We start from the raw sequence: 19,617 nt of genomic DNA on the forward strand, positions 1-19,617 counted from the left end.
GTCCTGGAAGTCACCGTGGTCCTGGAGGTCACCGTGGTCGTGCCGGTCACCGGGGTGCTGGGGGTCATACGGCCCCCTCGGCGCGCAGGGCGGTGATCTCGTCCGCGGACAGGCCGAGTTCGCCGAGGACGGTGTCGGTGTCCGCGCCGTGCGGGCGGCCGGACCAGCGGATGGAGCCGGGAGTCTCGGAGAGGCGGAAGAGGATGTTCTGCATACGGAGCGGGCCGAGCTCGGGGTCGGGGACTTCGGTGATGGTCTCCAGCGCCCGGTACTGGGGGTCCTCCATGACGTCGCGGATGTCGTAGACCGGGGCGATCGCCGCCTCCGCCTTCTCGAACGCGGACATGGCCTCCTCGCGGGTGTGCCGGGCGATCCAGCCGCCGACCGCCTCGTCCAGCTCGTCGGCGTGGTCCGCGCGGGTGGTGCCTTCGGCGAACCACGGCTCGTCGATGAGCTCGGGGCGGCCGACCAGGCGCATCACGCGTTCGGCGACGGACTGGGCGGAGGTGGAGACGGCCACCCAGGAGCCGTCCGCGGTGCGGTAGGTGTTGCGGGGGGCGTTGTTGCGGGAGCGGTTTCCGGTGCGGGGCTGGACGTAGCCGAGCTGGTCGTACCAGAGCGGTTGCGGGCCGAGGACCATGAGGATCGGTTCGATGATCGCCATGTCGACGACCTGGCCACGGCCGGTGGCGGTGCGGGCGTGCAGGGCGGTCATCACGGCGTAGGCCGTGGCCAGGGCGGCGATGGAGTCGGCGAGGCCGAAGGGAGGGAGCGTGGGCGGGCCGTCGGGCTCGCCGGTGATGGCGGCGAAGCCGCTCATCGCCTCGGCGAGGGTGCCGAAGCCGGGGCGGTGCGCATAGGGGCCGGTCTGGCCGAAGCCCGTGACGCGGGCCAGGACCAGGCGGTCGTTGGCGGCGGAGAGCTCGGGCCAGCCGAGGCCCCAGCGCTCCAGGGTGCCCGGGCGGAAGTTCTCGACGACCACGTCGGCGGTGGCGGCGAGACGCAGCAGGGTGGTGCGGCCGCCCGGGGTGGACAGGTCGAGGGTGAGGGTGCGCTTGTTGCGGCCGAGCAGCTTCCACCACAGGCCGACGCCGTCCTTGGCGGGGCCGTGGCCACGGGAGGGGTCGGGCTTGCGGGGGTGCTCGATCTTGATGACGTCGGCGCCGAAGTCGCCGAGCATGGTCGCCGCGAGCGGGCCGGCGAAGAGGGTGGCGAGGTCGAGGACGCGGAGTCCTCGGAGGGGAGGGGTGCTGGTCGCCGCGGCGGCGGTCGGGGCTGTGCTGGTCGTCGGTGTGCTGGTCATAGGGCGTCGATCTCCGAGCGGTACGGCATCGAGGAGGAGGCGCCGGGGCGCTGGACCGACAGCGCGGCGGCGGCCGACGCCCAGGCCAGGGCGTCGGGTACGGGACGTCCCTCGCCGAGCGCCACGGCGAGGGCGCCGGTGAAGGTGTCGCCCGCGGCGGTGGTGTCCACGGCCCGCACGCGCGGGGCGGGGACGGTGACGGGGCGCGCGCCGCGCGCCGCGTAGAGGCTGCCGGACGAGCCCAGGGTGACGACCACCTCGGGGACGTACCGCAGCAGCTGCTCGGCGGCGGCGTGCGGGTCGGCGACGCCGGTGAGGGCCGCGGCCTCGTGCTCGTTGGGCACCAGGAGGTCGGTGGCCGCGAGGAGTTCGGGCGGCAGCGGCTGCGCGGGTGCGGGGGTGAGGACGGTCCGGACGCCGTGGCGGCGGGCGGCCTCCGCGCCGGCGATGACGGCGGAGAGGGGGAGTTCGAGTTGGAGCAGTAGGGAGTCTGCGGTGGCGATGAGCGGTTCGTCGCCGGGGGAGAGGGAGGTGACGGTGCCGTTCGCACCGGGGATGACGATGATCGCGTTGTCGCCGTCGTCGTCGACGACGATGTGGGCGGTCCCCGAGGGGCCTTCGACGGTACGGAGACGTTCGGTGGCCACACCGGCGCCGTCGAGCTCGGCGCGCAGGCGGGTGCCGAAGTCGTCGGAGCCGACGGCGCCGATCATCGACACCCGGGCGCCGGCGCGGGCGGCGGCGACGGCCTGGTTGGCGCCCTTGCCGCCGGGGATCGTACGGAACTCGCGCCCGGTGACGGTCTCACCGAGCTTGGGCGCCCGGTGCACATAGGCGACCAGGTCCATGTTGGTGCTGCCGAGTACCGCGATGTGGGTCATGGGCGGTGTGCCTCCTGGTGGACGAGGTCGTGCGTGAGTGCGGCCAGTGTGTCGAAGCCGATGCCGTCGAAGGGGCGTACGGACGTGGCGAGCCGGTTCTTGAGGGGGGAGGTCCAGCGGTCCGGGATCCGGTCGGAGTGCCCGGCGAGGAGGCCGGCGACGGAGCCGGCGGTGGCGCCGTTGGAGTCGGTGTCCCAGCCGCCGGAGACGGCGCGGCAGATGGAGAGGGTGAAGTCGCCGTCGGCGTGGGTGAGGGCGGCGGAGAGGAGGGCGGCGTTCGGGACGGCGTGCACCCAGTGGTAGGCGCCGTAGGCGGTGTGGAGGCGGTCGGTGACCGTGTCGAAGTCGGCGTGGGCGCGGGCCGTGGCGATGCCGAAGCGCACCGCCCGGGCCAGGCGGGAGTCCGGCGGGACGACGGTGAGCCCGGCGGCGAGTGACCGGTGGACGTCGGCGGTGCCGGAGGCGGCGGTGGCGATGACGGCGGCGGCGAACATCGCCCCGTACACGCCGTTCGCGGTGTGCGTGAGTACCGCGTCCCGATGGGCCTGTTCGGCCGCGGCGGCCGGGTCGCCGGGGTGGGTCCAGCCGTGGACGTCGGCGCGGATCTGGGCGCCGATCCATTCGCGGAACGGGTTGCGGTGGGTGGCGGTCAGCGGGGGTTCGAGCCCGGAGAGGAGGTTGCGGTAGGCGACGCGCTCGGCGGTGAAGGTGCGGCCGGCGGGCAGTTCGTCGAGCCAGAGGCGGGCGACGTCCGCGGTGGTGAAGCCGTGGCCGTACCGCTGGAGGAGCAGGAGGGTGAGCAGCGGGTAGTTGAGGTCGTCGTCCTCGGGCATGCCGTCGATGTTCTCGGCGAGGGAGGTGGTGGCGGAACGGCGGTTCCAGGGGTGGGCCGCGGCGAGTGCCGGGGGCAGGCCCTTGGCGGTGAACCAGGAGGTCAGCGGCCAGTTCCCGGTGGCGCGGGCGAGGGCGCGGAGGGCGGCGAGGGGTAGCTTCTCGACGGGCTTGCCGAGCAGGCACCCGGCGGCGCGGCCGAGCCAGGCGGCGTGCAGCCGCTCACCCAGGCCGGGCGCCACGGTGCAGGCGGGGTGCGGGCCCGCGGCGCGGGCGGGGTGCGCGCCGGTCCGCTGGGCGTCCGCCGGTCCGGAACCCCGCGCGTCGCCGGAGGCCCGCGGCGGGGCGTCTGCGGCGCAGGTCCGGGCCCGACCCGGCGGGCGTCCGGCGGCCGCGTACCGGGTGCCGCCCGTCGGGGCTGCTTCGGCGGGGGCGCACGCCGAGGCGCTGGTCGGCGTGGTGGCGGAGGTGGTGAGCGGTTCGGGGGACGGCCAGGCCGGGCAGGACCGGATGATACGGGGGAGGGAGGTGGGCTCGGCCGCGGCCAACGGACTCGGCACGGCGGCCAGTTCGTCCAGGAGGCGCTCCGCGAGGGCGCGCAGGTGCGGGGGCGCGGGCGTGGGGGAGGCGCCGGCCGCCGCGGGGGCGCGGGTGCCGCCGGCGGCGAGCCAGCGGGCCTCGACGGCCGAGGCGTCGCGCCCGTCCTCGGCGGCCTGCCGCAGCTCGTGGCCGATCAGGTCCTCCGGCTGGACCCAGGTGAGGCGCACGCTCACGGGGTCACCCCGGGCCGGGGGGAGAGGGCGATGAACGCCGTCTCGTGGGCGCGGCGGCGGACCGTGTCCCGCATGAAGATCTCGCGGGCCACCTCGGCCAGCACCGCCGCCGGGGCGTGCAGGTCGAGGTGGCTGGCCTCGGCGACCTGCTTCACCCAGAACGCCGGGATCGCCGCCTCGCCGTGCAGCGCGCCCACGATCGCTCCCGCCATGGTGGCGATCGAGTCGCAGTCGCGGCCGTAGTTGACGGCGCCCAGCACCGTACGGCGGTAGTCGCCCTCACCGACCAGCAGCATGCCGAGGGCGATGGGGAGTTCTTCGATGGAGTGCAGTCGGGAGGGCCGACGCGCGGCCAGGGAGGGGGAGCGGTAGTCGGGGCCGACCGTGTCGAAGGGGGCGACCGCCTCGCGGAGGGGGCGCAGGGCGGACTCGAAGTCGGTGTGGAGCGCGGCCACCTCGCACACCGCTTCGATCGCCGCCCGGGTGCCGTCCTTGGCGAGGGAGAGCGCCGCGTCCACCACGGTCGTCGGAGTCGCGGTCGGCCGGCACGCCTCGGCGACCGCCGCCGCGAAGACGCCCGCCGCCTCACGGCCGTAGGACGACTGGTGGGCGCCGGCGATGTCGAGGGCCTCGGTGTACGCGGCCTCCGGGTTGGCGGCGTTGACCAGCCCGACGGGCGCCATGTACATCGCGGCACCGCAGTTGACGATGTTTCCGGTGCCCGCCTCGCGCGGGTCGACATGGCCGTAGTGGAGCCGGGTGACCAGCCACTTCTCGGCGAGGAAGAGCCGCTGGAGGGGCAGCGCCTCGGCCTCCAGCTCCGGAATCCAGCGCGGGGTGGAGATCAGGTCGGGGACGAGGTGGTCGGCGATGGCGTACGCGTCGAGGTGGTCGCGGACCGTGTCGTACACCCGGATCAGCGCGTGGGTCATCAGGGTGTCGTCGGTGACGTGCCCGTCGCCCTTGTGGTACGGGGCGAGGGGCCGGGCGGTGCGCCAGGCGTCGCCGTGCCAGGGGCCGACGATGCCGGTGACGCGGCCGAAGTGGCGCTCCGCGATCTGCTCGGGGCTGTACCCCTCGACCGGGCCGCCGAGGGCGTCACCGACGGCGGCTCCGATGAGGCTGCCGGTGATCCGGTCCTCGAGGGTCGAGGGCGTGGGGGTGATGGTCGTCATGTCGGAATTGTCCACCCGGTGTGGCGAGTTCCGTGTGTGCCAGCCGCCCGGCGAGTTCCACGAGGTCCGTGCCCGCCAGGCGGGGGAGTGCGCAGCCCGCGAGCGTCCGGCACGCCTCCCGCCAGGTGGCCGGCACCCCGTCGCCGCCGCTGAACGCGCCGGTCAGTGCGCCCGCGAGAGCAGGTGCGGAGTCGGCGACCCGCGACAGGCAGGCCGCCGCCGGTACCGCCTCGGTGACCCTGCCGCCGGCGGCGATGGCGAGCGCCAGGGCGACCGGGACCGTCTCGGCGGCGGCGATGCCGTAGCTGTAGACGTGGTCGACGATCTGGTGTTCCAGGAGCGGCACCAGCTCGAAGGCGGTGTCGGCGGCACGGGCGAGCCGGGTGGCGTGCTGGGCGTTGCGGCCGATCTCGGTGGCGTACGGCAGCTGGTCGAGCGCGGCGTCGACCGCCTCGTCGACCGGCGCGCCGCCGAGTGCCGTGGCGACCGCGGCGGCCATGGCGCGGGCGCCGTGGACCCCGTCGCCGTCCTGCGTGTAGCGCGCGTCGAACTCCGCGAGCTCGGCCGCGGCGCGCGGGTCGCCCGGGTGTGCGACGGCGAGGACGGCCGCCCGTACGCAGGCGGCGTCGTCGAAGTAGTGCGGGTTGTCGTGGCCCGTGGCGGGCGGGCGCAGGCCCGTGGCGAGATTGCCCAGCCCGGCGCGTACCGAGATGCGGGCGCGCAGGGGCAGCACGGCCGACTCCACCTCGGGGGCGCGGTCGGCGGCGGCGGCGATCTCGGCGGCGAGGGAGTTCCAGGCGAGGTCGACCGCGGCGCACAGGCGGCGGGCGGGAGGGAGGCCGCGGAGCAGCTCGCCGTCGGCGGCGAGGAGCGTCTCGGCGGTGAAGACCGCCCACTCGGCGTCGTCGGAGGGGCCGAGGCGGAGGGGCTCGGGCGGCTGGTTGAGGGCGATGGGGACGGGGAGGGTGGTGGTGGCGTTCTGCTCGGCGAAGGTGTCCAGCTCACGGGTGAGGCGGCGGGTCCACTCGGGCATCCGGGCGGCGCGGTGGCGCGCGGCGGGCCACCCGGCGGCGTCGCCCGCGGCGAGGCCGAGGAGCAGTCCCTCGATGCGGCTCGCCGCGCGGGGGCGGTGGGCCGGGCGCCGTACGCCGCGTTCCCCCGGGGCGTCCGCCGCGCCGTCCCCGGCGCGCGAGACGGTGGCCGGCCCGCCTCCGGCCGCGGGGCCCGTCGGCTCGGGGGTGGCCACCGTGAGGTCCCCCGGCGCCAGCAGGCCCCACTCGCCGGCACCGACGAGACCGCCCGGCGCGGGTCCCGGTGCCTGCGGCGGCGCGGACAGGGAGGCGCAGCCCGTCCGGGCGCGGGTCGCGGGTGACTGAGCCGAAGGAGACTCGGCCGGTCGAGACTCGGCCGCCGGGGGCTGGGCCGCCGGGGGCTGAATCGGCGGGGGCTGAGGCGCCGGGGGCTGGATCGGCGGGGGCTGGGCCGCCGGGGAGTCGGCCACCGGGGACTGGACCGTAGGGGTAGGGGTGTCGGCTGCCGGGGGTTGGACCGTCGGGGGCTGAGGCGAAGGGGACCCGGCCGTCGGGGCCTGGACCGGCGGGGGCTGAGGCGAAGGGGACCCGGCCGTCGGGGCCTGGACCGGCGGGGGCTGAGGCGAAGGGGACCCGGCCGTCGGGGGCTGAACCGATGGGGGTTGGACCGCCAGGGGGTCGATCGGCGGGGACTGGACCGGTGACGGCTGGACCGGCGGGTCGCTGCTCGTCGGAGCGCTTCCGAGCGGGTGCCCGAGCGCGGCGTCCGGCGGGTGCACGAGTGTGCCGCCCTGCGGGTGCCCGAGCGCGGCGTCCGGCGGGTGCCCGAGTGCGGCGCCCTGCGAATGTCCGAGCGTGCCGCCCCATGGGGCGCCGGGTGCGTCTCCCCGCCCGTCGCCGAGCGGGTCACCGCCCGGGGAAGCGGTGCGCCCCTGCGGGTCGCCTGAGAAGGGGGTCTGGGGCATCAGAGGGCCTCGGATTCGTCGGGGGTCAGGAGGTCCGCGATGTCCAGGACGTGGTAGCCGCGCATGGACGGCAGGCAGCTGCCCCGGACCGGGCCGATGGGGGCCGACCACTCCGGGGGGATCGCCGACGCCCCCGACATCGCGCCGGCCAGGGCGCCCGCCACCGCGGCCGTCGTGTCGGCGTCGCGGCCCATGTTCACCGCGGTCAGGACCGACGTACGGAAATCGCCGCGCGCCGCCGCGAACGCACCGAACGCCAGGCCGACCGCCTCCGGGGCCAGGTCCGTCCACGGGTAGCCGCCGATGACGACGGCGGAGCGCACGGCGCGCTCGCGGACCAGCGGATCGGGCTGTACGCGCTGGGCCGCGACGACCGCGCGGCGCATCGAGCGCGCGGTCCACGAGTCCATCGGCACGACCGAGAGCGCGGCGGCGATGACCGAGGCCGGGTCGGCGCCGGACATGGCCGCCGCCACACCCGCCGCGACCGCCTGGCCGCCGTAGATCCCCTCGCCCTCGTGGCTGACCGTGCCGTCGATCGCCACCAGCCGCGCCGCCTCCGCCGGGCGCCCCGCCGCGAACACCCCGAACGGCGCCGCCCGTATGGCCAGCCCGTCGCTCCAGGCGTGCCGGTGCTGCGCCGAGATGGGTGCGGCGAGACCCCGCCGGAGGTTCTCCAGCGTGCCGCGCTCGCTGAAACCCGCACCCCGGAACGGGCCCTCGTCCAGGTCCGCGATCCAGTGATGCCACGCCTTCTCGACGTGCGCCACCGTCAACGCCGAGCCGTGTCGGGCGAGGAGCAGGCCGGAGAAGATCGCGTACTCCGTGTCGTCCGTGCCCGCCGGGTCCTCGCTGACGAAGCCCTCGATACGGCCCCACCTGCGGCGGATCTCGGACGGTCGCATGTTCTCGGCGGGCGCCCCGAGTGCGTCTCCGACGGCCAGTCCGAGCAGCGCGCCCCGGGCTCGGTCGAGGAGAACCGAAGGTGCCGTCGACTTCGACTCCATCGCGTGGGCCTTTCGATGCGCGTCGATCGATCCGCTTCCTGGATGCGTGCCACGCGGGCCCGGGTGGTTGTCGCGGAGGGCCGCTCTGTCACCCCGATGACGCCCCGACGACCGCTGGTTAGTAAAGCCTGCCTTGCTGGCGCGCCCCTTACATCGCGCGTACTTTCGAGGTGTTGAGGGGGCGCGGGCCGGTACGAGCCCGCCGCACGACGCAAGGGGAGAGCTGTGTCCATCATCGAGACCGAGGCGACGCTTCACGAGGCGCACCGCGACAACCACACGCACCGCGACGTGAACGGCGGCTGGCTGCGTCCGGCGGTGTTCGGTGCGATGGACGGTCTCGTGTCGAACCTCGCGCTGATGACCGGTGTCGCCGGCGGCGCGGTGTCCCAGCAGACCATCGTGATCACGGGGCTGGCCGGGCTCGCGGCGGGTGCCTTCTCCATGGCGGCCGGCGAGTACACGTCCGTCGCGTCCCAGCGCGAGCTGGTCGAGGCGGAACTGGACGTCGAGCGCCACCAGTTGCGCAAGCACCCCGTCGACGAGATGGAGGAGCTCGCCGCCCTGTACGTGGCCCGCGGCGTGGAGCCCCCGCTCGCCCGCGAGGTGGCCATGCAGTTGTCGAAGGACCCCGAGCAGGCGCTGGAGATCCATGCCCGCGAGGAGCTCGGCATCGACCCGGACGACCTGCCGTCGCCGACGGTCGCCGCGCTGTCGTCCTTCGGGTCCTTCGCGCTCGGCGCGCTGCTCCCCGTCCTGCCGTACCTGCTGGGCGCCACCGCCCTGTGGCCCGCCGTGCTGCTGGCGCTGCTCGGGCTGTTCGCCTGCGGTGCGCTGGTGGCCCGCGTGACCGCGCGCAGCTGGTGGTACAGCGGCCTGCGCCAGCTCGCACTCGGCGGCGCGGCGGCGGCGGTGACGTACGCGCTGGGGGCGTTGTTCGGCGCGGCGCTGTAGCCTCCGCCGACTGCCGACTGCCGACTGCCGACTGCCGACTGCCGACTGCCGACTGCCGACTGCCGACTGCCGACTGCCGACTGGCCGGGCTGGCCAGGACCGGGCGCCGGGCGCCGTTGACCGTGGCCGAGTGCCGAGTGCCGAGTGCTGAGTGCCGACGGGGCCCCGCGCCTGCAGCCCGGGCCCCGCGCCTCCCGGCCGGGCCCCGTACCTGCCGCCCGGCCCCGTACCTGCCCGTGCATGCCCGTACGGTCTCCGCGCCGCGCCGCCCGTCCCCGCGGGGCGGGGGCGTCTGCCACTCTTCCCCCGTGGGCGCTTCGCGGTTACGGTGGCGATCCCGACAAGGCGGGCGCGACGCCGCCCCCGATCCTTGTGACGAAGCTCCAATGGCGGGATCCGGCCCGCCGATGAGACACTATGCACCGCGGCGCATACTCAGCCGTAACGCGGCGGTTTCGATTCCTTCATCAGCGGGCATGAGCCGTTAGCGCTGCGGGCAATGAAGCCCGCTCCCCCTACCAGGACGCGCCGGACGGCCGACGAGGCCGGTCAAGGTGCAGGTCGGATGCCGGTCAGCTCGTACCTGGAGAACACTCCACCACCGCCACGCGGTGTCCGCATGCTGGAATGAACTATCCGCGTTCCGAGAAACGTTCCATCATGTAATCTGCACGAAATTTCGCGGAGGGCCAACGTCGTCCCTCTGGCACTGCATATGCCACGACGACGACGGGAGAGCCGATGCGTTCCGACGCCTGGTCGCCCATGGACGGTCGCCCCGCCCCGCAGGGTATGTACGACCCCCGCAACGAGCACGACGCCTGTGGTGTCGGCTTCGTTGCCACCCTCACCGGTGTCGCCAGCCACGCGCTGGTGGAGCAGGCGCTGACCGTTCTGCGCAACCTGGAGCACCGGGGCGCCACCGGCTCCGAGCCCGACTCCGGCGACGGCGCCGGCATCCTGCTCCAGGTCCCCGACGCGTTCCTCCGCGAGGTCACCGACTTCGCCCTCCCGGCAGCCGGCGAGTACGCCGTCGGCATCGCCTTCCTCCCCGCCGACGGCTCCGCACAGGCCGTCGAGCGGATCGAGGCGATCGCCGCCGAGGAGGGCCTCACGGTCCTCGGCTGGCGCGAGGTCCCCGTCGCCCCCGAGCTGCTCGGCGCGACCGCCCGCTCCACCATGCCCGAGTTCCGCCAGCTCTTCGTGAGCGACGGCACCAGCGCCGGCATCGAGCTGGACCGCAAGGCGTTCCTGCTGCGCAAGCGCGCCGAGCGCGAGGCCGGGGTCTACTTCCCCTCCCTCTCCGCGCGCACCATCGTCTACAAGGGCATGCTCACCACCGGTCAGCTGGAGCCCTTCTTCCCGGACCTGTCGGACCGCCGCTGCGCCACCGCCGTGGCCCTCGTCCACTCCCGGTTCTCCACCAACACCTTCCCGAGCTGGCCGCTCGCCCACCCGTACCGCTTCGTCGCGCACAACGGCGAGATCAACACGGTCAAGGGCAACCGCAACTGGATGCGGGCGCGCGAGTCGCAGCTCGCCTCCGACCTCTTCGGCGCCGAGAAGCTGGAGCGGATCTTCCCGGTCTGTACGCCGGACGCCTCCGACTCCGCCTCCTTCGACGAGGTCCTGGAGCTGCTCCACCTCGGTGGCCGTTCGCTGCCGCACAGCGTCCTGATGATGGTCCCCGAGGCGTGGGAGAACCACGAGTCCATGGACCCGGCCCGGCGCGCCTTCTACCAGTACCACTCCACGATGATGGAGCCCTGGGACGGCCCGGCCTGTGTCACCTTCACCGACGGCGTGCAGGTGGGTGCCGTTCTCGACCGCAACGGTCTGCGCCCCGGCCGCTACTGGGTCACCGACGACGGGCTCGTGGTCCTCTCCTCCGAGGTCGGCGTCCTCGACATCGACCCCGCCAAGGTCGTCCGCAAGGGCCGCCTCCAGCCCGGCAAGATGTTCCTCGTCGACACCGCCGAGCACCGCATCATCGAGGACGACGAGATCAAGGCCGCCCTCGCCGCCGAGCACCCGTACCAGGAGTGGCTGGAGACGGGCATCATCGAGCTCGAGGACCTCCCCGAGCGCGAGCACATCGTCCACACCCACGCCTCGGTCACCCGCCGCCAGCAGACCTTCGGCTACACCGAGGAGGAGCTGCGCGTCCTCCTCGCGCCGATGGCCCGCACCGGCGCCGAGCCGATCGGCTCCATGGGCACGGACTCGCCGATCGCCGCGCTCTCCGAGCGCCCGCGGCTGCTGTTCGACTACTTCACCCAGCTGTTCGCGCAGGTCACCAACCCGCCGCTGGACGCCATCCGCGAGGAGCTCGTCACCTCGCTGCACTCCTCGCTCGGCCCGCAGGGCAACCTGCTGGAGCCGACCTCGGCGTCCTGCCGCAGCGTCACGCTGCCCTTCCCGGTGATCGACAACGACGAGCTGGCCAAGCTCATCCACATCAACGCCGACGGCGACATGCCCGGTATGAAGGCCGCCACGCTCTCCGGCCTCTACCGGGTCTCCGGTGGCGGCGAGGCCCTCGCGGCCCGCATCGAGGAGATCTGCGCCGAGGCCGACGCCGCCATCGAGGGCGGCGCCCGCCTGATCGTGCTCTCCGACCGGCACTCCGACGCCGAGCACGCGCCGATCCCGTCGCTGCTGCTCACCTCGGCGGTGCACCACCACCTCATCCGTACCAAGCAGCGCACCCAGGTGGGCCTGCTGGTCGAGGCCGGCGACGTCCGCGAGGTCCACCACGTCGCGCTCCTCATCGGGTACGGCGCCGCCGCCGTCAACCCGTACCTCGCCATGGAGTCCGTCGAGGACCTGGTCCGCGCCGGCACCTTCGTCGAGGGCCTGGAGCCCGAGCAGGCCATCCGCAACCTGATCTACGCCCTCGGCAAGGGCGTCCTGAAGGTCATGTCCAAGATGGGCATCTCGACGGTCGCCTCCTACCGCGGCGCGCAGGTCTTCGAGGCCGTCGGCCTGGACGAGGCCTTCGTCGAGAAGTACTTCAACGGCACGGCCACCAAGATCGGTGGTGCCGGCCTGGACGTCGTCGCCAAGGAGGTCGCCGCCCGCCACGCCAAGGCGTACCCCGCCTCCGGCGTCCCCTCCGCGCACCGCGCGCTGGAGATCGGCGGCGAGTACCAGTGGCGCCGCGAGGGCGAGCCGCACCTGTTCGACCCGGAGACGGTCTTCCGCCTCCAGCACGCCACGCGCAACAAGCGGTACGACATCTTCAAGAAGTACACGGACCGCGTGAACGAGCAGTCCGAGCGGCTCATGACGCTCCGCGGCCTGTTCGACTTCAAGAGCGACCGCGAGCCGATCTCCATCGACGAGGTCGAGCCGGTCAGCGAGATCGTCAAGCGCTTCTCCACCGGCGCCATGTCGTACGGCTCCATCTCCAAGGAGGCGCACGAGACCCTCGCCATCGCCATGAACCAGCTGGGCGGCAAGTCCAACACCGGTGAGGGCGGCGAGGACCCGGAGCGCCTGTACGACCCGGCGCGCCGGTCGTCGATCAAGCAGGTCGCCTCCGGCCGCTTCGGTGTGACGTCCGAGTACCTGGTCAACGCCGACGACATCCAGATCAAGATGGCCCAGGGCGCCAAGCCCGGCGAGGGCGGCCAGCTGCCCGGCCACAAGGTCTACCCGTGGGTCGCCAAGACCCGGCACTCCACCCCGGGTGTCGGCCTGATCTCGCCGCCGCCGCACCACGACATCTACTCCATCGAGGACCTGGCCCAGCTGATCCACGACCTCAAGAACGCCAACCCGGCCGCCCGCATCCACGTGAAGCTGGTGTCCGAGGTCGGCGTGGGCACGGTCGCCGCCGGTGTCTCCAAGGCCCACGCGGACGTGGTGCTCATCTCCGGCCACGACGGCGGTACGGGCGCCTCGCCGCTCACCTCGCTGAAGCACGCGGGCGGCCCCTGGGAGCTCGGCCTCGCCGAGACCCAGCAGACCCTGCTGCTGAACGGCCTGCGCGACCGGATCGTCGTCCAGACCGACGGTCAGCTCAAGACCGGCCGCGACGTCGTCATCGCCGCGCTGCTCGGCGCCGAGGAGTTCGGTTTCGCGACCGCGCCGCTCGTCGTCTCCGGCTGCGTCATGATGCGCGTCTGCCACCTGGACACCTGCCCGGTCGGCATCGCCACCCAGAACCCGGTGCTGCGCGAGCGCTTCTCCGGCAAGGCCGAATTCGTCGTCAACTTCTTCGAGTTCATCGCCCAGGAGGTGCGCGAGCTCCTCGCCGAGCTCGGCTTCCGCACCCTGGAGGAGGCCGTCGGCCACGCCGAGCTCCTCGACACCGCCAAGGCCGTCGACCACTGGAAGGCGCAGGGCCTCGACCTGGCCCCGCTGTTCCACGTGCCCGAGCTGCCCGAGGGCGCGGTGCGCCACCAGGTGATCGAGCAGGACCACGGCCTGGAGAAGGCGCTCGACAACGAGCTGATCAGGCTCGCCGCCGACGCCCTCGCCGCCGAGACGCCGGAGCAGGCCCAGCCGGTCCGCGCCCAGGTCGCGATCCGCAACATCAACCGCACGGTCGGCACCATGCTCGGCCACGAGGTGACGAAGAAGTTCGGTGGCGCGGGCCTGCCCGACGACACCATCGACATCACCTTCACCGGCTCGGCCGGCCAGTCCTTCGGCGCGTTCCTGCCGCGCGGCGTCACGCTGCGCCTGGAGGGCGACGCCAACGACTACGTCGGCAAGGGCCTGTCCGGCGGCCGCGTGATCGTCCGCCCCGACCGGGGCGCCGACCACCTGGCCGAGTACTCCACCATCGCCGGCAACACCATCGGGTACGGCGCGACCGGCGGCGAGATGTTCCTCCGCGGCCGCACCGGCGAGCGGTTCTGCGTCCGCAACTCCGGCGCGCTGGTCGTCTCCGAGGGCGTGGGCGACCACGGCTGCGAGTACATGACCGGCGGTCACGCGGTCGTCCTCGGCGAGACGGGCCGCAACTTCGCGGCCGGCATGTCGGGTGGCGTCGCGTACGTCATCGACCTCGACCGGGACAACGTCAACTCCGGCAACGTGGGCGCGATCGAGGCCCTGGACGAGACCGACCGGGCGTGGCTGCACGACGTCGTGCGCCGCCACCAGGAGGAGACGGGCTCGACCGTAGCCGAGAAGCTCCTTGCCGACTGGGACACCGCGGTGGCCCGATTCAGCAAGATCATCCCGACCACGTACAAGGCAGTGCTCGCCGCCAAGGACGCCGCTGAGCTCGCCGGTCTCTCCGAGCAGGAGACCACCGAGAAGATGATGGAGGCGGCGACCCATGGCTGACCCCAAGGGCTTCCTGACCACCGGGCGCGAGGGCGCCAAGACCCGCCCCGTGGCCGAGCGCGTCAAGGACTGGAACGAGGTCTACGTCCCCGGCTCCCTGCTGCCGATCATCAGCAAGCAGGCCGGCCGGTGCATGGACTGCGGCATCCCGTTCTGCCACAACGGCTGCCCGCTCGGAAACCTCATCCCCGAGTGGAACGACTACGCCTACCGCGAGGACTGGCAGGCCGCGAGCGAGCGCCTGCACGCCACGAACAACTTCCCGGAGTTCACCGGGCGGCTGTGCCCGGCGCCTTGCGAGGCGGCGTGCGTGCTGGGCATCAACCAGCCCGCCGTCACCATCAAGAACGTCGAGGTCTCCATCATCGACAAGGCGTGGGACAGCGGTGACGTCACGCCGCAGCCGCCGGAGCGCCTGTCCGGCAAGACCGTCGCCGTCATCGGCTCCGGCCCGGCGGGCCTCGCCGCCGCGCAGCAGCTGACCCGCGCCGGCCACACGGTCGCCGTGTACGAGCGGGCCGACCGCATCGGCGGTCTGCTGCGGTACGGCATCCCCGAGTTCAAGATGGAGAAGGTGCACATCAACCGGCGCATCGAGCAGATGCGCGCGGAGGGCACCAAGTTCCGCACCGAGATCGAGATCGGCCGCGACATCGACGCGGCGAAGCTGCGCCAGCGGTACGACGCGGTCGTCATCGCCGCCGGCGCCACCGTCTCCCGCGACCTGCCGGTCCCGGGCCGGGACCTCAAGGGCATCCACTTCGCGATGGAGTACCTGCCCCTCGCCAACAAGGTGCAGGAGGGCGACTTCATCCAGCCGCCCATCACCGCCGAGGGCAAGCACGTCGTGGTCATCGGCGGCGGCGACACCGGCGCGGACTGCGTGGGCACCGCCCACCGCCAGGGCGCGGCCTCCGTCACGCAGCTGGAGATCATGCCGCGGCCGGGCGAGGAGCGGAACGCGGGCCAGCCCTGGCCGACCTTCCCGATGCTGTACAAGGTCACCTCGGCCCACGAGGAGGGCGGCGAGCGGATCTACTCCGTCTCCACCACCCACTTCGAGGGCGACGAGGACGGCAACGTCCAGTTCCTCCACCTCGTCGAGGTCGAGTTCAAGGACGGCAAGCTGGAGCAGAAGCCCGGCACCGAGCGGAAGATCCCCGCGCAGCTGGTCACCCTCGCCATGGGCTTCACCGGCACCGACCAGTCCAACGGCCTGGTCCAGCAGTTCGGCCTGGAGCTCGACGAGCGCGGCAACATCGCCCGCGACGAGAACTTCGCGACCAACGTCGACGGCGTCTTCGTCGCCGGTGACGCGGGCCGCGGCCAGTCCCTCATCGTGTGGGCCATCGCCGAGGGCCGCTCGGCCGCCCGCGGCGTGGACCGCTACCTGACGGGCGCGAGCGAGCTCCCGGCCCCGATCCGCCCGACGGACCGCGCGCTGACGGTCTAGACCACCCGGCTCGAGTCGTCGGCCGGGCGCCGCGTACGATGGCGTACGCGGCGTCCTCCGACGGCTCGGCAACGACCCACCGACACGCCCCACCGGCCCCGGCCGCATCGCGGCCCGAGGCACCCCTCATCGTCCCGTACAACGGCGTGCGGAACACAGCAGCGCCTGCCGCCGTCCCCGACCGGATCGATGGCAGGCGCTGCGCCCTGTCCGGGGCCGTGTGCCCCCGGTGCGCCCTGGTGGGACCGGAGCGGGCCCGCCTAAGATCGGGTACCCGGCCGAGGGGGAGCGGGGGAGGGGACGGGACGCGATGACCACGGGGCGAACGGGGCGTACGGGCCGGATCGAGCGCGCGGTCGCCTTCGCCCTGCGCAACTTCGAGGTCGTCTTCGCCGCCGGTATCGGCCTCACCATCGGTTTCCTCGACATCTTCGGCGACAAGCTCATCGAGTCCGACCTCGCCTCCGGCGCCACCCTCGTCGTGCTCGGCGCCCTCGCCGTCGGCTCGCTCTCCGAGCGCGCCCGGCGCCCGCTCGCCATCCAGGACGCCATGGCCGGCACCCGCCGCGCCATCGAGGACCTCACCATGGTCCGCTCCCTCGCCGGCAACGAGGTCCGCGACGAGCTGCGCAAGGCCCGCCAGTCCACGAACCTCTGGTACTTCAAGGGCGGCACCGGCACCTACCTCCGGGCCGTCACCCTCCCCGAGTGCGTACGCGCCGCCAAGCAGAACCGCTCCCAGCTCAACGTCAAGATCGAGATCCTCAACCCGGCCGACGAACGGGCCTGCGCCACGTACGCGCAGTTCCGCCGCATGTTCTCCGGCACCGGGACCGGGTCCGGCTCGCACGGCGGGGACCTGTGGACCCCGGCCCGCGCCCGCAAGGAGTCGTACGCCACCGTCCTCGCCGCCTGCTGGTACCGCATGCAGCTGACGACCCTCGACATCAGCGTCCACCTGTCGTCGACCGTGCCGACCCTCCGCTTCGATCTCTCCGACTCCTGCCTGATCATCACGCAGGACGACCCGAACCGGGTCAACCTCAAGGTCGAGCGCGGCCAGCCGCTCTACGACTACTACCTGACCGAACTGCACCAGAGCCGCGAGCAGGCCACCACCCTCGACCTGCGCGACGCCACCCTGCTCAGCCTCTCCCCGACCGTCGACGAAGTGCGCGCGCTCTTCGACGCGTTGGCGCTGCCGCTGCCGCGCACGTACACCGAGGCGGACGTCGGCGGGATCATCGAGAAGGCCCTGCACGCCGAGGACCCCTACGGGAGGTGAGCCGCCCATGGACCTGGACGCCGCCGAGCGGGCCCTGCGCGAGATAGCGACCGGAAGACGGCGGCTGCGCGCCGTGCGGCACCCGCTCGGCTTCCTGTGCCTGCCCCTCCTGCGCAGCGGCCCCGACGGCGTCTGCGTCCACCTCTTCGGCGAGCCCCACGGCGACGACGACCCCGTCCCGCCGCTGCACGCGCACAGCTGGGAGCTGTACAGCCACGTCCTGTACGGCGAGGTCGGCAACGTACGCGTACGGATACGGGACGACACCGACGCGCCCACGCACCGCGTCTTCGAGGTGCGCAGCCACCCCGACGGCGTGGACGAGATCCGGCCCACCACCCGGCTCGTACGCGGTGAGACCGGGCCCGTGCAGACCAGTCCGGCGGGCACGACGTACGCACTCGGCGCCGGGGAGTTCCACACCACGGTCGTGACGCCGGGCCGGACCGCCGTCACCCTGGTACGGGGACGGTCCCTGCCCGGCGGCCGCGACCTGTCGCTCGGGCCGCTCGACGGGCCGCCGCGCCGCACCACCCGGCGCCTGTGCGGCACCGAGGACACCCTTCACGCCGTCCGCACGGCCCTCGGGAGGATCCATGCCGCACGCCGGGACTGACGGGCCCTCGTCCTTCGCCGCCGAGCGGCGCGTCGCCGTCGCCGCCGCCGAGGCCACCGGGCGGCTGCTGCGCGGCCACTTCGCCGACGCCAGGGCCGTACGCACCAAGGGCGCGGACGGGGACGTCGTCACCGACCTGGACCTCGCCGCCGAGGAGCTCATCCTCGGCCGGCTCCGGCGCCACTTCCCCCGGGACCGGATCCTCTCCGAGGAGGCCGGGCTCCTCGACACCGGCAACCGCCGCACCTGGCTGGTCGACCCGCTCGACGGCTCCAACAACGTGGCGATCGGCCTGCCCGCGTACGTCGTCGGCATCGGGCTCTGCCTGGGCGAGACGCCGGTCGTCGGCGTGGTCCACGAGCCGGTCACCGGCCGCACCTGGCACGCCGTCAGCGGCCAGGGCGCCCACGGCGACGACGGCACCCGCCTGCCCGGCCCACGCGGCGACCTGCCGGGCCCCGGGCCGGTCCTCGCCTGGACCCAGGGCCACGCCGTGGGCCGCGCCGACCCCACCGCGACCGCCCTGCGCTCCACCCTGGAACGCCGCTGCCGCCGCGTCCTGCAGCTGTGGGCCCCGCTGCTGGGCTGGAGCCTGCTGGCCCGCGGCACCATCGACGGCTTCGTCGGCTACCGCGCGGAGGGGGTGGACCTGCCGGCCGGCGCGCTGCTGGCCGCCGAGGCGGGCGTGGAGCTGCGCACCCTGGACGGCGCCCGCTTCCGCCCCGGCTACACCGGCCCGGACACCCGCCGCAGCTTCGTCGCGGCGCGGGCGGAGACGCTGGCGTACGTGCTGGAGGAGGTCGCGTCGGCGATGCGCGGTTCCTCGTAAGGGTCACCCCACCAGCACCAGCGCTCCCACCGCGCCCACCGTCCCCGTCACCGCCAGCACCAGGCTCGTCCCCATGAAGCGGCCCAGCGCGATCTGCGTGCCGTGCCAGCGGCAGCGTTCGAACCAGAGGAGCGTCGCCAGGGACGCCCAGGGGGTGACCAGGGGGCCGACGTTGACGCCGATCAGGAGGCCCAGCAGCTGGTCGTGGTGGGGGAGCGGGACGACCGCCTCACCCGCGACGTACGCCGGGAGGTTGTTCAGCGCGTTGGAGAAGCCCGCGCCGACCGCCGCCGTGCGCAGCACGCCCAGCGGGCCCTCCTCGGTGCCGATCAGGCGGGCCAGGATCTCGTGCAGGCCGTGCACGCTGACCGTCTCCACCACCAGGAACATCCCCGGCACCAGCACCAGCAGCCGCCACGGCACCAGCGACCACCGCAGCTCGGCCCGGCGGCGTACCGCGAACGCCACCACCACGACCAGTGCCGCCGCCGACGACGCCGCCCACAGCGGCACCAGGTCCACCAGGAGCGCCACCAGAAAGGCGGCGCACGCCACCGCGCACACCCGCAGCAGCACCGGGTCGGCCGGGCGCGGCGGCTCCGGCGGGGCGTACCGCTCGGCGCCCCGCCGGCCGCGGCGCCAGTAGAACACCCACAGGCACGCCATCGTCGCGCCGATCGCCACCGCCTGCGGCGCCCACATCGTCGCCGCCATGCCCGTCGGGGTGAGCGCGACCCGGTCGGCCGCCAGCAGGTTCGTGAGGTTGGAGACGGGCAGCAGCAGGCTCGCCGTGTTGGCGAGCCACACCGTGGTCATGGCCAGCGGCACCGCCGCGATGCCCACCCGGGTGGCGAGCGCCAGCATCACCGGCGTGAGCAGCACGGCCGTCGTGTCCAGGTTCAGCGTGATGGTGGTGACCGACGCGAAGAGCACGCACAGCCCGAACAGCAGCGCGTAACTGCCCCGCCCGGCCCGCGCCACCCAGGTCGCGACGACGTCGAAGACCTCCGCCTTCCCCGTCAGCTCGGCCAGCACGATCACCGTCGCCAGGAACACCAGCAGCGGCCCGATCCTCGCCAGCACGTCCGAGGCCGGCCCGGTCGGCAGCAGCCCCGTCGCCACGGCGAGCAGCCCCAGCGCCAGGAGCGCGACCGCCAGCCAGTCCAGCGGATGGAAGCCTCCGAGGAAGCGCCTGAAGTAGTACGTCACGGTC

The 19,617-nt window shown here is 73.7% G+C and carries 13 protein-coding genes; 6 read left to right on the forward strand and 7 right to left on the reverse strand.

The features are described from left to right. Positions 1–64: 64 nt before the first annotated feature. From AB0A69_RS03015 to AB0A69_RS03040, 6 genes are all read right to left on the reverse strand, one after another. Positions 65–1,303: a CoA transferase gene (locus tag AB0A69_RS03015; RefSeq protein ID WP_361414645.1), complete on the reverse strand. Its 1,239-nt coding sequence runs from the start codon at positions 1,301–1,303 to the stop codon at positions 65–67. Next, entirely contained in the window at positions 1,300–2,184 is an 885-nt protein-coding gene (gene rbsK / locus AB0A69_RS03020) for a ribokinase (RefSeq protein ID WP_361414647.1), read from the reverse strand. Before rbsK ends, AB0A69_RS03015 begins: the two co-directional genes overlap by 4 nt. Then, on the reverse strand, positions 2,181–3,788 hold the full coding sequence (locus AB0A69_RS03025) for an ADP-ribosylglycohydrolase family protein (protein WP_361414649.1): 1,608 nt from the start codon (positions 3,786–3,788) through the stop codon (positions 2,181–2,183). Before AB0A69_RS03025 ends, rbsK begins: the two co-directional genes overlap by 4 nt. Then, positions 3,785–4,963, reverse strand: a complete 1,179-nt coding sequence (locus AB0A69_RS03030) for an ADP-ribosylglycohydrolase family protein (protein WP_361414651.1) — start codon at positions 4,961–4,963, stop codon at positions 3,785–3,787. Before AB0A69_RS03030 ends, AB0A69_RS03025 begins: the two co-directional genes overlap by 4 nt. Beyond that, complete coding sequence (locus AB0A69_RS03035; RefSeq protein WP_361414653.1) at positions 4,887–6,464, reverse strand: ADP-ribosylglycohydrolase family protein; 1,578 nt, start codon at positions 6,462–6,464, stop codon at positions 4,887–4,889. Before AB0A69_RS03035 ends, AB0A69_RS03030 begins: the two co-directional genes overlap by 77 nt. A 494-nt stretch (positions 6,465–6,958) precedes the next feature. Continuing rightward, complete coding sequence (locus AB0A69_RS03040; protein ID WP_361414655.1) at positions 6,959–7,966, reverse strand: ADP-ribosylglycohydrolase family protein; 1,008 nt, start codon at positions 7,964–7,966, stop codon at positions 6,959–6,961. Positions 7,967–8,191: 225 nt separating this feature from the next. Between AB0A69_RS03040 and AB0A69_RS03045 the strand changes: the two genes are divergently transcribed. The 6 genes from AB0A69_RS03045 to AB0A69_RS03070 all read left to right on the forward strand — a co-directional run bounded on the left by AB0A69_RS03045 (position 8,192) and on the right by AB0A69_RS03070 (position 18,404). After that, positions 8,192–8,920 (forward strand): VIT1/CCC1 transporter family protein, encoded by a 729-nt coding sequence (locus tag AB0A69_RS03045; RefSeq protein WP_361414657.1) that lies wholly within the window; start codon positions 8,192–8,194, stop codon positions 8,918–8,920. Between the two features lie 741 nt (positions 8,921–9,661). Then, the gene (gltB, locus tag AB0A69_RS03050) at positions 9,662–14,221 is read left to right on the forward strand and encodes a glutamate synthase large subunit (protein ID WP_361414659.1); all 4,560 of its coding nucleotides are present in this window, start codon (positions 9,662–9,664) and stop codon (positions 14,219–14,221) included. Beyond that, on the forward strand, positions 14,214–15,674 hold the full coding sequence (locus tag AB0A69_RS03055; RefSeq protein WP_361414661.1) for a glutamate synthase subunit beta: 1,461 nt from the start codon (positions 14,214–14,216) through the stop codon (positions 15,672–15,674). The genes gltB and AB0A69_RS03055 overlap by 8 nt, the downstream gene beginning before the upstream one ends. Before the next feature lie 310 nt (positions 15,675–15,984). After that, complete coding sequence (locus AB0A69_RS03060; protein ID WP_361414663.1) at positions 15,985–16,959, forward strand: hypothetical protein; 975 nt, start codon at positions 15,985–15,987, stop codon at positions 16,957–16,959. A 7-nt stretch (positions 16,960–16,966) separates the two neighbouring features. After that, positions 16,967–17,575 (forward strand): hypothetical protein, encoded by a 609-nt coding sequence (locus AB0A69_RS03065; RefSeq protein WP_361414665.1) that lies wholly within the window; start codon positions 16,967–16,969, stop codon positions 17,573–17,575. Further along, positions 17,556–18,404 (forward strand): inositol monophosphatase family protein, encoded by an 849-nt coding sequence (locus AB0A69_RS03070; RefSeq protein WP_361414666.1) that lies wholly within the window; start codon positions 17,556–17,558, stop codon positions 18,402–18,404. Before AB0A69_RS03065 ends, AB0A69_RS03070 begins: the two co-directional genes overlap by 20 nt. A gap of 3 nt (positions 18,405–18,407) precedes the next feature. Here AB0A69_RS03070 and AB0A69_RS03075 read toward each other — a convergent pair whose 3' ends face one another. Further along, the gene (locus AB0A69_RS03075; protein WP_361415191.1) at positions 18,408–19,571 is read right to left on the reverse strand and encodes an SLC13 family permease; all 1,164 of its coding nucleotides are present in this window, start codon (positions 19,569–19,571) and stop codon (positions 18,408–18,410) included. Between the last annotated feature and the right edge of the window lie 46 nt (positions 19,572–19,617).

The sequence above is a fragment of the Streptomyces sp. NPDC045431 genome, from assembly GCF_040646655.1.
Lineage (GTDB): Bacteria > Actinomycetota > Actinomycetes > Streptomycetales > Streptomycetaceae > Streptomyces.

Bases quoted from the DNA above. Each gene is read 5' to 3' on its own strand.
- AB0A69_RS03015 (WP_361414645.1), bottom strand. From the start codon at position 1,303: ATGACCAGCACACCGACGACCAGCACAGCCCCGACCGCCGCCGCGGCG.
- AB0A69_RS03070 (WP_361414666.1), top strand. From the start codon at position 17,556: ATGCCGCACGCCGGGACTGACGGGCCCTCGTCCTTCGCCGCCGAGCGG.
- AB0A69_RS03040 (WP_361414655.1), bottom strand. From the start codon at position 7,966: ATGGAGTCGAAGTCGACGGCACCTTCGGTTCTCCTCGACCGAGCCCGG.
- rbsK (WP_361414647.1), bottom strand. From the start codon at position 2,184: ATGACCCACATCGCGGTACTCGGCAGCACCAACATGGACCTGGTCGCC.
- gltB (WP_361414659.1), top strand. From the start codon at position 9,662: ATGCGTTCCGACGCCTGGTCGCCCATGGACGGTCGCCCCGCCCCGCAG.
- AB0A69_RS03030 (WP_361414651.1), bottom strand. From the start codon at position 4,963: ATGACGACCATCACCCCCACGCCCTCGACCCTCGAGGACCGGATCACC.
- AB0A69_RS03065 (WP_361414665.1), top strand. From the start codon at position 16,967: ATGGACCTGGACGCCGCCGAGCGGGCCCTGCGCGAGATAGCGACCGGA.
- AB0A69_RS03060 (WP_361414663.1), top strand. From the start codon at position 15,985: ATGACCACGGGGCGAACGGGGCGTACGGGCCGGATCGAGCGCGCGGTC.
- AB0A69_RS03055 (WP_361414661.1), top strand. From the start codon at position 14,214: ATGGCTGACCCCAAGGGCTTCCTGACCACCGGGCGCGAGGGCGCCAAG.